The 15,258-nt window shown below is 57.0% G+C and carries 10 protein-coding genes; 6 read left to right on the forward strand and 4 right to left on the reverse strand.

Going from position 1 to position 15,258, the window contains the following annotated elements:
- Positions 1–92 precede the first annotated feature (92 nt).
- From metH to hisD, 5 genes are read left to right on the forward strand one after another with little or no spacing between them, the layout of a single operon-like run.
- A complete protein-coding gene (gene metH, locus B4B27_RS13185; RefSeq protein WP_290727111.1) occupies positions 93–3,752 on the forward strand; it encodes a methionine synthase in 3,660 nt (1,219 codons plus the stop codon).
- Positions 3,753–3,777: 25 nt separating this feature from the next.
- Entirely contained in the window at positions 3,778–4,671 is an 894-nt protein-coding gene (locus B4B27_RS13190; RefSeq protein ID WP_290727112.1) for an NAD(P)-dependent oxidoreductase, read from the forward strand.
- A gap of 44 nt (positions 4,672–4,715) precedes the next feature.
- Entirely contained in the window at positions 4,716–5,681 is a 966-nt protein-coding gene (gene hemB, locus B4B27_RS13195; protein ID WP_173382950.1) for a porphobilinogen synthase, read from the forward strand.
- Positions 5,678–6,964: a glutamate-1-semialdehyde 2,1-aminomutase gene (gene hemL / locus B4B27_RS13200; RefSeq protein ID WP_290727114.1), complete on the forward strand. Its 1,287-nt coding sequence runs from the start codon at positions 5,678–5,680 to the stop codon at positions 6,962–6,964. The genes hemB and hemL overlap by 4 nt, the downstream gene beginning before the upstream one ends.
- A gap of 31 nt (positions 6,965–6,995) precedes the next feature.
- Complete coding sequence (gene hisD, locus B4B27_RS13205) at positions 6,996–8,285, forward strand: histidinol dehydrogenase (RefSeq protein ID WP_290727115.1); 1,290 nt, start codon at positions 6,996–6,998, stop codon at positions 8,283–8,285.
- 72 nt (positions 8,286–8,357) lie between these two features.
- Here hisD and B4B27_RS13210 read toward each other — a convergent pair whose 3' ends face one another.
- The 4 genes from B4B27_RS13210 to B4B27_RS13225 all read right to left on the reverse strand — a co-directional run bounded on the left by B4B27_RS13210 (position 8,358) and on the right by B4B27_RS13225 (position 13,696).
- Positions 8,358–9,617 carry a CobW family GTP-binding protein gene (locus B4B27_RS13210; protein WP_290727117.1) on the reverse strand — a complete coding sequence of 420 codons (1,260 nt, stop codon included), beginning with the start codon at positions 9,615–9,617 and terminating at the stop codon, positions 8,358–8,360.
- Between the two features lie 121 nt (positions 9,618–9,738).
- A complete protein-coding gene (locus tag B4B27_RS13215; protein WP_290727118.1) occupies positions 9,739–10,623 on the reverse strand; it encodes a phosphoribosylaminoimidazolesuccinocarboxamide synthase in 885 nt (294 codons plus the stop codon).
- 33 nt (positions 10,624–10,656) lie between these two features.
- Positions 10,657–13,203: an ATP-dependent helicase C-terminal domain-containing protein gene (locus tag B4B27_RS13220; protein WP_290727120.1), complete on the reverse strand. Its 2,547-nt coding sequence runs from the start codon at positions 13,201–13,203 to the stop codon at positions 10,657–10,659.
- A 28-nt stretch (positions 13,204–13,231) separates the two neighbouring features.
- Entirely contained in the window at positions 13,232–13,696 is a 465-nt protein-coding gene (locus B4B27_RS13225; protein WP_173366802.1) for a hypothetical protein, read from the reverse strand.
- Positions 13,697–13,803: 107 nt separating this feature from the next.
- Between B4B27_RS13225 and B4B27_RS13230 the strand changes: the two genes are divergently transcribed.
- Positions 13,804–15,174: a POTRA domain-containing protein gene (locus tag B4B27_RS13230; RefSeq protein ID WP_290727121.1), complete on the forward strand. Its 1,371-nt coding sequence runs from the start codon at positions 13,804–13,806 to the stop codon at positions 15,172–15,174.
- Positions 15,175–15,258 lie beyond the last annotated feature (84 nt).

Genomic DNA, 15,258 nt, shown 5'->3' on the forward strand with positions numbered 1-15,258 from the left:
AGAGGGTTGACCGAGGGTGCTTTTTTCTATATTTATGCATAAAATTGAATAAGCGCATAAAAGAGGATGCGCTAAGAATGGCGGTTTGTGCTATGGAAAAGAAAATGACGCTACGCGAAGCTTTCGAAAGCAAGATGTTGCTGCTGGACGGCGGCATGGGTTCAGTCATCCAGACTTACGGGATCAAGGGCGCGAACAACGACATGCTCTCCATCGAGAAGCCGGAAATCATTCTCGATATCCAGCGCCGCTACGTGGATGCGGGCGTGGACTGCCTGACCACGAACACGTTCTCGAGCCAGCGCGTAAGCCAGCACGAATACCATCAGGAACACCGCATTGCCGAAATGAACCGCGCCGCCGTGAAGATTGCAAAGCAGGCCGCGGCAGAGGCCATGGAAAAGTATGGCCGTCAGGTGTACATCCTCGGTGACGTGGGCCCCACCAGCAAGATGCTCTCCATGAGCGAAGACGTGAACGACCCCGCGAGCCGTAGCATTACTTTCGACGAACTGGAAGACGCCTACCTGGAACAGATTCAGGTGCTGGTGGATGAAGGCGTCGACGCCATCCTGATTGAAACGATTTTCGATACGCTGAACGCGAAGGCCGCTGCAAGCGCATTTACCAAGGTGATGGAAAAACGCGCTGCCGACGCCGGTGACAAAGCCGCCGACCTCAAGTCAGTCGAAGTCATGTTCTCCATGACAGTGAGCGACGCTTCGGGCAGAACACTTTCGGGCCAGACGGTGGAAGCTTTCGCCGTGAGCGTGATGCACATGCACCCGCTTTCCATCGGCCTCAACTGCGGTCTCGGTGCCGATGGCATGGTGCCTTACCTGCGCCGCATGGGCAAGGTCGCTCCCTGCTACATTTCTTGCCACCCGAATGCGGGACTGCCAAACCAGTTCGGCGGTTACGACGACACGCCCGAAGACATGGTCAACAAGATGCATGTCTATCTGGACGACAAGCTGGTGAACATGATTGGCGGCTGCTGCGGTACCACACCGGAACACATCGCCGCCATGCGCAAGATGCTGGACGCCCTGCCGGCCGATTACGAACGCCGTAAGCCCGCGCCCAAGTATGCGACGAGCCCGCTACTCCGACTCGCCGGTCTCGAGCCGCTGTTCAAGGAACAGGTGCGCCCGAGCGACGGTGCTGACAGCTGCAACGCCGAAGACTTCGTGAAGGTGGGCGAACGCTGCAACGTAGCTGGCTCCAAGAAGTTCCTGCGGCTCATCAACGAAAAGAATTACGATGAGGCGCTCGACATTGCCCGCAAACAGGTCGAAGACGGCGCCGACGTGATTGACGTGAATATGGACGATGGTCTGCTGGACGCCACCGCCGAAATGCAGACCTTCCTGAACCTGATTGCCTCGGACCCGGCTGTGAGCCGCGTGCCCATCATGGTGGACTCTTCCCGATTCGAAGTCATCGAGGCGGGCCTCAAATGCATCCAGGGCAAGAGCATCGTGAACTCCATTTCCCTCAAGATGGGCGAACAGGCGTTTATCGAGCATGCGCTTACCATCAAACGCCTAGGTGCCGCCGTCATCGTGATGCTCTTCGACGAAGAAGGCCAGGCCACCAACTACGAGCGTCGCGTACAAATCGCCGCCCGCGCCTACGACATTCTGGTGAAGCAACTGGACTTTGCGCCATCGGACATCATCTTTGACCCGAATGTGCTGACGGTCGCGACCGGCATGGCCGAACACAACGCCTACGCCATCGACTTTATCCGCGCTGTCCGCTGGATTATGGACAACCTTCCCGGCGTACGCATTTCGGGCGGTCTTTCGAACCTTTCCTTCGCCTTCCGCGGCAATAACTACCTGCGCGAAGCGATGCATACCACCTTCCTGCATTACGCGATTCCGAACGGCATGGGCATGGCCATCATGAACCCCAGCGCGATTATCGAATACAAGACGATTCCGCTGGAACTCCGCATGGCCATAACCGAAGTACTGTTGAACACGGAACCGGACGCGAGCGAAGCGCTCATCGAAATTGCAAGCCGCATGACCGCAGCCGCCGCTGCCGCCAAGGAAGCGGGCACCAAGTACGACCCGAAGGCGATTTTCGCCATGAGCACGGGCGCGGGCAGTTCCGACGCGGGTAGCAACAGCGTCGCCGACTCCGCGCAGGCAAAAACCACGCCCGAGGAACGCCTGCAAGAAGCACTCCTCAAGGGAACTTCGACAACGCTTCAGCCCGACCTGATGGAACTCATCAACCGAGGCGATAGTCCCGTGGGAATTATTTCCGGCCCGCTCATGGACGGCATGAACGAAGTGGGCCGCCGCTTTGGTGAAGGCAAGATGTTCTTGCCGCAGGTGGTGAAGACTGCCCGCACCATGAAGAAGGCGGTAGAAATCTTGCAGCCCTACATCGAGGCGGGCAAGGACGCCAACGCTTCTAGCCGCGGAAAAATCGTAATCGCCACCGTGAAGGGCGACGTGCACGATATCGGCAAGAATATTGTCTCCGTGATTATGGCCTGTAACGGCTACGAGATGGTGGACCTCGGCGTGATGGTTCCCGAAGATGTCATCGTGAAGGCGGTCATCGAGAACAAAGCCGACATCTTGAGCCTTTCCGGGCTGATTACGCCTTCGCTGGAAGAAATGTGTACCGTGGCTAAAGCCATGCAAGACGCTGGCCAGCGCATTCCGATTATCGTCGGCGGCGCAACGACCTCGCCCACGCACACGGCCGTAAAGATTGCCCCGTGCTACGAAGGCCCCGTATTCCACGTGCGCGACGCCGCCAGTAATCCGGGCCTCGCGCAAAAGCTTCTGGACCCGGCGACTCGCGAACAAACGATTCAGGAAAACCGGGTCGAGCAGCAGCGCATTCGCGACAAGCAAAACGGCATCCAGACCGAAGCCGCAAGCGCCATGGCCGCAGCAGAGAAGACGCCCCTCGAACGCCGCTACCTTTGCGACTGGAGCAAGTACCAGCCGGTGGAGCCTCCGTTCATGGGCGAAAGCAAGCTCCCGCCGATTCCGCTGGAAAAAGTCATCCCGCTTATCAGCTGGGAATACTTCTTCTTTACCTGGAAGGTCAAGGCTGACCAGGAAGAAGCGCAAAAGCTCAAGGCCGATGCCGAAGCGCTCATCAAGTCGCTCACAAAGCCCGAATATGCGCTGCGTGCCGTGCAGGCGTTCTACCCTGCTGCCGGTACGGCAAATTCAGTCATCTTCAACACGGGCCGTACCGGCACCGACTCCGACCTTGTCGAAGTCGCCACGGCACGCCAGCAGAACCCCGAAGGCACTTGCCTCGCGCTCTGCGACTATGTAGCCCCTGCCAACGCAACGACAGCAAGCGTCTTTAACGCTCCCTCCGGCAAAGATGTTTTCCGCGACATCGTGGGCGCCTTCGCCGTCACCGTGAGCGACGCCTTCGTCAAGCGCCTCGAAAAGCTGAAAGCCGAACAGGGCGGCAGCGACTACGACGTTCTCTTGATGCAGACTGTCGCCGACCGCCTGGCCGAAGCTGGCGCCGAATACCTGAGCCAGGAACTTGCCCGCACCAAGGGCTGGAAGGGAATCCGCCCGGCCGTCGGCTACCCTGTGCTCCCGAACATCAAGGAAATCTTCAACGTCGCGAAACTCATCGATTTCGACAGTGTGGGCATCAGCCTCACCGAGAACGGCGCCATGTACCCGCAAGCTTCCGTGAGCGGCCTCTACATCAGTCACCCCGACGTTGACTATTTCCATGTAAAGGTTTAGATTCGAAAATTCTATATTTGTAGCAATGAAAGCCATCCTGATTATTGCTCATCATTGCATTTTGCCCGGAGCCTACAAGGGCTTCGAAGGTATTTTGGACAAACTTCATCATGATTTGCCCGGCACGCGAGTGGCAAGTACGAGCCTGTTGGATTTGGAAAACGACCTGCGCACGCTCCTCCGCGAGGATGTGGAATCGGTGACGCTCCTGCCTTTTTTGCTTTTGAACGGCCAGCATACGAAAAACGATGTTCCCCGTGTGGTCGCGAAATTGCAGGCGGAATACCCGCAGATTCCTATAACGCTTATGCCCTGCCTTGGTGACTGGAAGGAATTTGCAAGCATGGTCGTGGACGGCATCCGCAATGTCCAAAATGATCTTGCTCAAAGTGCCGCAGGTACGACCTCATACCCCAACGCTCCGCAGGAGCGCGCCCATAGCTCAAGCCTCTTCTCCATCGAACTGAATCTCGAAGGCAGGAACGTTCTTGTCGTGGGTGGGGGCCGCATCGCGCTGCGCAAGGTCAAGACGCTCCTCCCGACGGGAGCCCACATTACCGTGGTTGCCCCGCAGCTCGACCCCGAATTTACAACGATATCGTCTATCGTCTTGAAAAGCCGTCCCTATGAGCCGCTCGACCTTCGCGGGATCTTCATGGTCTTTATCTGCACCGACAAGCCCGCCGTCAACGCCCAGGTTTCTAACGATGCCCGTGCCCGCCGCATTCTGGTGAACAATGCCTGTGATTACCTCGACGGCGATTTCATCGTGCCCGCCCGCATGGATTTCGGCGAAAACATCGCCGTGACCGTCTCCACGCAGGGCCGCGCCCCCTCGCTTGCCAAGAAACTCAAGCAGAAAATCCAGGAGGATTGGGGCGAAAGCTTAGTGCAAGTCGAACGGGATTTTTTACATTAAACAATAATCATTCCACATCTAACATTCCACATTTCACACTTGATATGATTATCCGTCCTCGTCGCTTACGCAAGAATGAAACTATCCGCAACATGGTTGCGGAAACCGCAGTGAACCCCGATTCCCTCGTGTACCCGATGTTCGTGGTAGAGGGGGAGGGTGTCAAGGAAGAAATCCCCTCGATGCCCGGCCAGTTCCGGTTCTCTATCGATGAAATTCTCCAGGAACTTGAATCCTGCGTCATTGCGGGCATCAAGTCCATCCTCCTGTTCGGAATCCCCAATATCAAGGATGAGATGGCGACTTCGGCCTACGATGACGATGGCATCGTGCAGCGAGCGGTGCGCTCCATCAAGGCGAAGTTTCCCGACCTCTTCGTAATTACGGACGTATGTCTCTGCGAATATATGAGCCACGGCCATTGCGGAATCATCAAGGACGGCGACGTGGATAACGACCCGACGCTCGAACTCCTGGCGAAAACCGCTGTTTCGCATGCGCGCGCGGGGGCGAACATGATTGCTCCTTCCGACATGATGGACGGGCGTGTGGCGGCAATCCGCGCAAAGCTTGATGAGAATGGCTATGCGGATACTCCCATCATGGCCTACAGCGCGAAGTTTGCGAGCGCCTACTACGGCCCGTTCCGCGATGCTGCCGATTCCGCTCCGCATTTCGGGAACCGCAAGAGCTACCAGATGGACGTGCGCAACGGTCGCGAGGCCCAGCGCGAAGTGGAACTCGACATCGAAGAAGGTGCCGACATCGTGATGGTGAAGCCCGGGCTTGCCTTCCTCGACATCTTGCGCCAGACTGCTGAAATCAGCACTGTCCCCGTGGCCGTCTACAATGTGAGCGGCGAGTACTCGATGGTGAAGGCTGCCGCGAAGATGGGCTGGATTGACGAGAATGCGATTATCCGCGAGAACCTGCTTGCGATGAAACGCGCCGGTGCCGATATCATCATCACCTACCATGCGAAGGAAGCGCTCGAGAAGGGGCTGGTATGAACCGCACCTTGAGTGAAAAACTTTTTGCCGAAGCTAAGAACCTGATGCCGGGTGGCGTGAACAGCCCTGTTCGCGCATTCAGTAATGTAGGTGCGACGCCTCCGTTTATTGCCCGCGCGAAGGGCAGCCACATTTATGATGTGGACGGCAACGATTACATCGACTACGTGGGCAGCTGGGGCCCGATGCTCCTGGGACACGCTCACGACGCGGTAATCAGTGCTGTTGCAGAAACTGCGAAGAACGGCCTCAGTTTCGGGGCTCCGTGCGGGCTCGAATCCGAACTTGCGAAGCTCGTGATGAGCCTTGTGCCGAGTGTCGAGATGATTCGCATGGTGAACAGCGGGACCGAGGCGACGATGAGTGCCATCCGTGCGGCCCGCGGTTTTACTGGCCGCGACAAGATTGTGAAGTTTGAGGGCTGTTACCACGGACACAGCGATAGCCTCTTGATCAAGGCGGGTTCGGGCATGCTCACGACGGGCAAGCCGAGCAGCAAGGGTGTTCCGGCTGACCTCGCGAAATATACTCTTACACTCCAGTACAATGATGTTGCTGGCGTTAAGGAACTTTTCGACAAGATTGGCGACGAGATTGCGGGGGTCATCGTGGAGCCTGTGGCAGGGAATATGGGGGTCGTGCCCGCGAAGCCCGAGTTCCTGCAGACGCTTTCCGCAGAAACCAAGAAGCACGGTGCGCTCCTGATTGTGGACGAGGTCATGACGGGTTTCCGCGTGGGCATCCACTGTGCGCAAGGGCTTTATGGCATTAAGCCCGACCTCACGACATTTGGAAAAATCATCGGCGGCGGTATGCCCGTCGGTGCATACGGCGGCCGGCTCGACGTGATGCAGCAGATTGCGCCGCTCGGCGGAATCTACCAAGCGGGTACGCTTTCGGGGAACCCGGTCGCGATGGCGGCGGGGCTTTCCACTATGCGTGAACTGCATACTCACCCGGAGTACTACGTTCACGCCGAAGCGATGACGAAGCGCCTGATTGCGGGCCTCCAGGATGCGGCAAAGGCTGCAGGAATCCCGCTTGCTGCAAACCAGGTGGGTTCCATGGGCTGCATCTTCTTTACGGAAGGTCCGGTCACATGCTTTGCCGACGTACAGAAGTCCGATTTGGAACTCTTCCGCAGGTATTTCCTCGGAATGCTTGAAGAAGGATTCTACTTTGCTCCAAGCCAGTTCGAAGCGATTTTTGTGAGTGCTGCGCATACCGAAGACGAAATCGACCGCACAGTCGAGGCTGCGCACAAGGTTCTCAAGTCCCTCTAAAATTCTATATTTGGCGAAAAAGGTGGAATTTATGCAAATCGTAAAAGTTACTCCGAAGTCTGCTGAAATTGAACGCATTTGTGGGCGTGAAGTCGCCCCGTCCAAGGAAATTCACGACAAGGTAATGCAAATCCTTGCCGATATTAAGAAGGGTGGCATCGCCAAGGCGACGGAATACGCCCAGAAGTTTGACGGCCTTAAGGGCAAGAACATTCGCGTGCCGGCGTCTGCCATTGCGAAGTCTGCCGCCAAGTGCCCCAAGGAACTCCAGAAGGCCCTGAAGCAGGCGATCAAGAACGTTCGCGACTTCCACAAGAACCAGATGGAAGAATCCTGGCTCATGCAGGGTGCCGACGGCGTCGTGCTCGGCCAGCGTATCCGCCCGATGAAGCGCGTGGGCCTCTATGTGCCTGGCGGTGCGGGCATCTACCCGAGCACCGTCATCATGAATGCGGTTCCGGCTCTCGTTGCCGGCGTGGAAGACATCGTGGTCGTCACTCCCATCAAGGGTGAAATCAACCGCGCAGTTGCATTCGTGCTGCAGGAACTCGGCATTACCGAAGTCTACCACATCGGCGGCGCTCAGGCTATCGGCTTGCTCGCTTATGGTGCGAAGGATGCCAAGGGCAAGACCGTCGTGGAGCGCGTCGACAAGATTGTGGGACCGGGCAACGTTTTTGCGGCCATCGCCAAGAAGGAAGTCTTCGGCGTCGTGGACATCGACATGGTGGCAGGCCCCAGCGAAGTGCTCGTGATGGCGGACAACACCTGCGATCCGGACTTCGTGGCGGCAGACCTTTTGAGCCAGGCGGAACACGGTTCCGGCTTCGAGGCGGCCATCTGCATTACCGACAACATGGAAACCGCCCAGATGATTAGCGCCTGCGTGGATATCCAGGTGGAAAATTCCCCGAAGATGGAACTCCTCGAGAAGGTGCTCGGCAACTTCGGGCGCATCCTCGTGGTGAAGGACTGGTTCGACGGAGTGGAAATAGCGAACCGCATCGCTCCGGAACACCTCGAAGTTATGACCAGCGAAGCGGAATCTATGGCGGCGCAAATCGAAAATGCGGGTGCGGTGTTTATCGGCCCGTGGTCCTCTGAGCCGGTGGGCGACTACTTCGCGGGCCCGAACCACGTGCTGCCAACCAACGGCACGGGTCGCTTCTTCAGCCCGCTCGGCGTGTACGACTTCTTAAAGCGCATGAGCATCATCCGCTACAGCGAGAAAGCCATCAAGAAGAACGCGAAGGCCATTGCCGCCGTCGCTACTGAAGAAGGCTTTATCCACCACGCTGCCGCGGTTCTCAAGAGGCTGTAGAGTCTGTTTCGATAGAAATATGCAAAAGCAAAAAAGCCGGCATAGCCGGCTTTCTTTGTCTCTGTAGGAACCTTATTCGCCGAGGCAGTTGTCCATCGCGGCGATAATCTTCTTCTTGTCCATGTGCTGGCCGATGAAGACAAGGCGGATGATGCGGTCACCGTACTTTTCGTCCCACACCTTTACGAGGTCCGGATTCTCGCGCAGCAGGCGCTTCTGCTCTTCTTCGCTCTCGCTGGCGAACCAGGGACCGAAATTCTGTGCGGAAGCCTGCTTGCCGGCCTGCTCGAACAGGTAGCTGTTGCTGCGTTCGTCCTCGAACCACACGAGGCCCTTGGTGCGGATGATGCTCGTGGGGTAGTTGTCGAGGAACGTCTCGAACTTGTCGCGGACTAGCGGGCGGCGGCGTTCGTACACGAACGTGCTGATGCCGTATTCGTCGCCATGCGGATGGTCCTTGTCGTGGTGGTGGCCGCAGTGGCACACGCCGTGCTCGTGGTCGCAGTGGCTATGGTCTTCGTGGTCGTGCTCATCGTCATGGTCGTGATGGTGGTGATGCTCGTGTTCGTCGTGGCCATCATCGTCGTCTTCGGGCTTCGTCTCTTTCATGAGTTCCTTGGCCCAGGCGGCGGAGTTCCCGACCTTCTCGAAGTCGAACTGCTTGGTATCGAGGATGTCCTTCATCTCGACCTTGCCGTAGTTCGTCTCGATCATCTTGGCTTCGGGCTGGAGCGCGCGGACAACCGCCTTCACGTGTTCGAGGTCGTTCTTGCTGATGGAATCGACCTTGTTCATGATGATGGTGTTGCAGAACTCAATCTGCTGGATAAGGAGGTTCGCGATGTCCTCTTCTTCGAGGTCGTTCGAAAGCAACTTCTGGCCGCCCGCGAATTCGTCGGCGAGGCGTGCGACGTCCACCACGGATACGACGTTGTCGAGGTGGCAGGCGAGGGGGCGTCCGTCGCGGCTCTGCAGCTGGCTGCCCGCCATGCAGATGGTCTGCGCGATAGGCACGGGCTCGCAGATGCCGCTCGCTTCGATGAGGATGTAGTCGAACTTGTTCATCTCGAGGAGTTCGGCAATCTGTTCCAGGAGGTCGGTCTTGAGGCTGCAGCAGATGCAGCCGTTGCTGAGCGGCACCACCTTTCCGGAATCTTCCTTCGTGATGTTACCGCCCTTCTCGATGAGCGTCTGGTCGATGTTCACTTCGCCGATGTCGTTCACGATGACGGCGACGTGGTAACCCTGCTGGTTGTTGAGGACAAAGTTCAGGAGGGTCGTCTTTCCGGCTCCGAGGTAACCGGTGAGCAGCGTAATAGGTACAGATTTCATTTTCATATCCTTCGGATGAAAGTTTTTTTTTCTAAAAAACGCAGACTGTTCAGCCTGCGTAGTTCAATCGGAATGTCACCCTGGAGCCGTAGGCGATAGGGTCCAGAATGACTTTTTCCAGTTACAATTCCGGCTGCTTGCCGGTGAGGCGCACGAAGATTTCTTCGTACTTCGCGAGCGTGTTCTTCACGACGTCTGCCGGGATTTCCGGACCCGGGTAGGTCTTGCCCCAGTCGAGAGTTTCGAGCCAGTCACGCACGTACTGCTTGTCGAAGCTTTCCTGGTTTTTGCCCACCTGGTACTTGTCGGCCGGCCAGTAGCGGCTGGAATCCGGCGTGAGCACTTCATCGATGAGCACGGTTTCGCCGTCGATTTCACCGAATTCGAACTTGGTGTCGGCGAGGATGATTCCCTTGCTGGCAGCGTAGTCGCGGGCCTTCGTGTAGATGTCGAGGGACATGCTCTTGAGTTCGGTGGCGACCTTTTCGCCCACGATGTCGAAGGTCTGTTCGAAGCTGATGTTCTCGTCGTGGCCGACGTCGGGCTTGGTGCTCGGCGTGTAGAGCGGAGTCTCGAGCTTCTGGCAGAGCTGCAGGTTGGAGGGGAGCACGTGACCGCAGATGCGGCCCGTCTTCTGGTAGTCCTTCCAGCCGGAACCCACGATGTAGCCGCGCACGATGCATTCCACGGAGTGGCGCTTCGCCTTCTTCACGATCATGGAACGGCCGCGGAGGTAGTCGGCGTGCTTCTTGAGCACTTCGGGGTATTCGTTCACGTCGGCGGTGATGAGGTGGTTCTTCATGCCGAGGTGCTTGAACCAGAACAGCGAAAGCTGGTTGAGGATTTTGCCCTTACCAGGGATCGGGGTGGGGAGCACCACGTCAAAAGCGGAAAGACGGTCGCTGGCGACCATCAGGAAGCTGTCGCCCAGGTCGTACATGTCGCGTACTTTGCCCTGGTGGAACAGCGGAACTTCGGTAATGGGGGTATCAAATTTTAGACTCATAGTGTCCCCAAATATAGCAATTTACTCGACTTGCTATTCGACTTTTTCGGGCCAGGGGTGCTTGGGGTAGCGGCCTCGGAGTTCCTTCCGGACTTCGGCGTAGGTATTCTGCCAGAATCCGGTCAGGTCCCAGGTTTTCTGGATGGTGCGGAAATTCGGGGCGAGGATGTCGTAGCGGACTTTTAGCTTGCCATCGGCGATTCGGTGTTCGCCGCGGAGCTGCATCAGGTCTTCGATTCGGGCGGATATTTCGACCAGTACGCCGTCTACGCTCTGGACAGACTTCCCGTCTTCGCTATTGTTGACGGGCTGGTAGCTATAGCGTGCGCGTTTGCCGTTCGGGAGCATGTAGTGGTCAGGGAAGGTCTTGTTGAGCCAAGGCAACATGGATTTGCCGAAATAATCTTCCACGATACCCCGGTAGCGGTCCTCGTTGATATCGCGCAGCAGGAATTTCCCGCTGGTAAGTTCGTCGAATATCAGTTCCATGTCCTCGTCGTTGAATTCGGGAAGCCCGTATTCGGGGTATAGCTTCGCGGCGAGTCGCATTTTGGTGAGGAGAGTCTGGACATCCTCGGTGAGGTAGCGTCCGCTCCAATTTTCCTTTTCGATTTTTTCGCTCCAGGCGACGGCTGTAAGTTTTTTCAGTTCGTCGAGAACTTTCGGCGATGCTTCCTGCGTGAGGATTTCCTTGCGTGAAAGTTCGGTGCGGTCTCCGTCTGCGTTTGCCGTTTCGCGGATCTCGATTCCGATGAACCGTTCCTGCCCGTTTCTCCAAAGGAGCTCGTAGCGGGTGGAGGCGCTTTCGCCTTCGAGCATCTCCTTTGCGATGGGGGCGTAGAGGTTGACCTTGAGTTCGGACTTGGTGGTCCCGGTACGGAGCATGCAGAGGGCAAGGATCGCATAGGGCGGTTCTGCAACCTGTAAACGGATGACGCTCTGGTTTGCGAGTTTGTATGCACTTCCGCTTGGGGTGGCAAGTCTGTCGGGAAAGGCTTTCAGAAGCTGCTTGCAGACAAAGGAATGGTTCCCGTCTGCCGATTCCGACGGGGCTAAGGTGTCCCTGTAATCGCGCAACTGACGGAGCGTAAACATGACTTCGCGAGGTGCTGCCGCTGTCTTTGATAGCGTATCGGCTGCGAGCGTGAGAATGTCGTAGGCGATTTTGCTTTTTTGCAAAAATTCGGTGCCGGAATGAATCCAGGCGAGAGCGGCAAGCAACAAGTCGGGAAGTTCGCTCTTGCTTTTTGCGGAAGCGAGGAGCAATGCGAGCGGGATGTTTGAAACGGGAGTGCGGATGGCCTTGAGACCTAGTTCGGTAATGGCGCCGTCCTTGAGCATTCCGAAACCTTCGAGGAGCTTGGTCGCCACAATTTCTCGGGCTTCCGGAATCGCCGTCGGGAGCGTTATTCCTGTCCCTGCGGAGGAGGAAATCTCACGTTCTAGCGCCGCTTTTTGCAGCAACAGTTCCGTGGGCTCTATCTGAGTGACTTCGGGGACGATTCCGCGCGGCATGCGCTTTTCGCTTTCCTCGCTCCACAGGCGTATGGCGCATCCGTTCTGCGTGCGTCCGCTACGGCCGCTTCTCTGGATGGCGTTCTGCATCGAGATGGGTAGCGTGCGGAGAACATTTACCTTTTCGCTGTCGTCGTAGAGGCTCACTCGTTCGATACCGCTATCCACGACGCCCGATACGTTCGGGACGGTGATGGATGTTTCCGCGATGTTCGTTGTGAATATGACCCGCGGGCGTTCGGTCGTTTCGAAAATGCGGTCTTGCGTTTCGCGGTCCTGTCCGCCGTAGAGTTCCAGGAATTCGGCGCTGTTTTGTCCGAGCGCTTCTGCGGCGGCGCTGTGGCAGCGGGCGATTTCGGCCTTGCCCGGCAAGAACACCAGGGTGGTCTGCCAGATATGGTTGTGGTAAAGTGTCTTGAGCGCCCGCACCACTTCGGCGTCGATGCCCACGCCCGATGTAAGCGACGTTCCCGTGGCGGGGGCCTGGTGGATAATTTGCACGGGATAGAGCGGGTGGCCGAGCGTGAGGCATTTGACGCCGAGAACCGCTTCGAGTTCCTCGCGGTTCAGCGCCGCCGACATCACTGCAATCCTTGGCGCAGCCTTCTCCGGCTCTTGCTCTCGATTGACGGGGTTGGCCGGGGTCCTTCGATTGAAAAACGCGAACAGCAGGTCCATGTCGGCCTTGCGCTCGTGGTATTCGTCGAATACGATCCAGTCCGCATCCATTTTCCCGTGCAGGAGTTCCTGCAAGAAATTTCCGTAGGTCTGGAAGAGGATTCGCGTCTCCGCGCTCTTGCAGCTATCCTGCCTGAACTGGTAGCCGACGGTCTTTCCGCAGGGTTCTCCGTGCAGCTTCGCCGAAAATTGCGCCAAAGCTAACGCCGCAATCCTGCGCGGTTGCAAAACGACAACACGTCCTGTGCAGTGCTTGCTTAAAAAGTAGGGGATGAATAGCGATTTTCCCGATCCCGTGGGAGCTTCGACAAGCAGGTTGCGCGACTCCGCGAGGGCCGCTTCCAGCTTGCCTTCTTCTTCGGCGAGGGCGAGGTCTTTGTAGGTCATTCAGCTCTAGTCGAGAGAAATGGACCCATTACCTCGGGTACTTGAGCTTTTCGCCGGTGGCAACGTCCATGTAGGGCGGTTTGCCTTCGCGGAACTTCTGGTTGATGACCAGGTTTTCGATGCGGCGGCGCAGTCCCTGTTCCGTCTTGCAGAAGAAGTACACGACCTTGTTCGTGCCCGGCACGAGGAACATGGCGAGCTTGTACTTTTGCTTCACGGCGCGGCGGAAAAACATCATGTCTTCCTTTTTCGGCATCACGAGGTTGCTTCCTTCCTTTGTTTCGCAAATCATGTCGGCATCGGCGAGGAGGGCCTTCGACTTTTGCTTCAGGGCCGCGAAGTTCGGTGCGGTGTTTTTCTGGATGGTTTCAAGGTTGAATGCGCCGCCGCCTTCCTTGAGGGCCTTGCGGAGTCCGCGGAAAGCAAAAATGGCAAGAACGATGACAACGACTGCGATGAGCCAGGGCCAGTAGTTTGCAAGAAAATCAAGCATGGAAACCTCGGTGCTTCTCAAATTTTTGACGCTCCAAATATAGAAAAGGATAAGGCGTTTGGTGTGGGTTGCGGGCTTCGGAGAGGCGAATTTCTATATTTTGTAAGGTGAACCGAATTCGTAAAGTCGTATACATGGTCCTTTTCGCGCTTGTCTCGGCTGCATTTGCGGCTGCGGATTCGGCGTCTGCCGGTTGCGCGGATGGCCTGGTGGTCGCTTCGATCAACTTCGAAGGGCTCGTGCATACGAACTCCCGCGTGGTGGAGCGCGAACTCGTGAACCGCGTAGGGGAGCCTTTTGCTGCCGAAAAGTTCGAGGCTGAAAAGCTCCGCCTGCAGGACCTCGACCTGTTCACCGAGATTTCCGTTTCTTGCGAAAAGGCCGGTGAGCCTGCCGAACCGGGTCTTGTAAAACTCACATATTCCTTCAAGGAAATCTTCCGCTGGATTCCGGCACCCGCGGGCAAGAAGACCGACCGCGACGGTCTGATGCTCGGAGCCGCGCTTGCGAACATCAATGTGGCGGGCGAAGATATTCGGCTTGAGGTGCAGTACCGCACGACGGTGGACCCGTTCTTCGACAAGAACGAGGCCGCCTTCTATGCGAGTTCCCCCTACCTGTTCGGGCTTCCGCTCGGGTGGAACTTCGAATTCCTCTTGACCGACAGCTACGACAACATCCGGGGTTTCCAGGAAAAAAGCGTCTTGCTCGACCTGGATCTGGAATACAAGTTCTTGCCGCACCTGTCGATGCTGGGGACTGCCGCCTACCGCCGGTTGAGGGACTTTGCGAATCTTCCAGAATTTGGACTTGGCTTTGCTTTCGATTATCGTGACAGCAAGCTCGACACGCGCGATGGCGTGTATTTCGAATATATGCTTACGCATGTGGGTGCGGGTGAAGAATATGTTGCGTGTAGCGCCAATATCGAATCGGACGAATCAGGTGGACCGGTCGAAACGGAATCGCGCTTTTGCAACAGGGATAACGGCGAAAACTACTGGGAACTCCTGACCGATGCGCGTGCCTACAAGACCTTCGGGCGCTTTGTAACAGGTGCGACGGCGCTCGTGCGTTACCGTCCGGGCGAGGTGAAGTTCTATGATTATTACTACCATGGCGGTGCCAATACGTTCCGCGGGCACGAGGCCGACTCGGGCTCTCTCGGCGTCCACGAGGCACTCCTTACGTTCGAAGAAAGGTTCGTGCTTTTGGAACGCCGTTCCGCAAGTATTGCCGGCGTGAACTTCTTCTATGGGGTGCAACTTGTGGCCGGTCTCGACGGAAGCCTGCTCTGGGACAGGGGCCGCCCCGGCTGGGACGATTACGAGGGCGCCGTCTATGGCGGTGTGCATCTCGTGATTCCGGCACTCGACCGCATCCGCTTCGAGGTCGGCTACAGTCCCGACAGGGGAGAACCGGTGTTCTATTTCGGGCTGTTCGACAAGGTGACATCATCCAGGTGGCGCAGTCGGTAAATGGTTTTCTGCGAGCCGGAACACTTGACTATTTCATACATAAATGTTAAATTTGCGTTACTTTTTGAAGAATAAATAGAGAGT

Origin of the sequence: Fibrobacter sp. UBA2449, from assembly GCF_002342555.1 — a bacterium.
In the GTDB taxonomy this organism is placed as follows: Bacteria; Fibrobacterota; Fibrobacteria; order Fibrobacterales; family Fibrobacteraceae; genus Fibrobacter.

Bases quoted from the DNA above. Each gene is read 5' to 3' on its own strand.
- B4B27_RS13190 (WP_290727112.1), top strand. From the start codon at position 3,778: ATGAAAGCCATCCTGATTATTGCTCATCATTGCATTTTGCCCGGAGCC.
- B4B27_RS13220 (WP_290727120.1), bottom strand. From the start codon at position 13,203: ATGACCTACAAAGACCTCGCCCTCGCCGAAGAAGAAGGCAAGCTGGAA.
- hisD (WP_290727115.1), top strand. From the start codon at position 6,996: ATGCAAATCGTAAAAGTTACTCCGAAGTCTGCTGAAATTGAACGCATT.
- B4B27_RS13225 (WP_173366802.1), bottom strand. From the start codon at position 13,696: ATGCTTGATTTTCTTGCAAACTACTGGCCCTGGCTCATCGCAGTCGTT.
- B4B27_RS13215 (WP_290727118.1), bottom strand. From the start codon at position 10,623: ATGAGTCTAAAATTTGATACCCCCATTACCGAAGTTCCGCTGTTCCAC.
- B4B27_RS13210 (WP_290727117.1), bottom strand. From the start codon at position 9,617: ATGAAATCTGTACCTATTACGCTGCTCACCGGTTACCTCGGAGCCGGA.
- hemB (WP_173382950.1), top strand. From the start codon at position 4,716: ATGATTATCCGTCCTCGTCGCTTACGCAAGAATGAAACTATCCGCAAC.
- hemL (WP_290727114.1), top strand. From the start codon at position 5,678: ATGAACCGCACCTTGAGTGAAAAACTTTTTGCCGAAGCTAAGAACCTG.
- metH (WP_290727111.1), top strand. From the start codon at position 93: ATGGAAAAGAAAATGACGCTACGCGAAGCTTTCGAAAGCAAGATGTTG.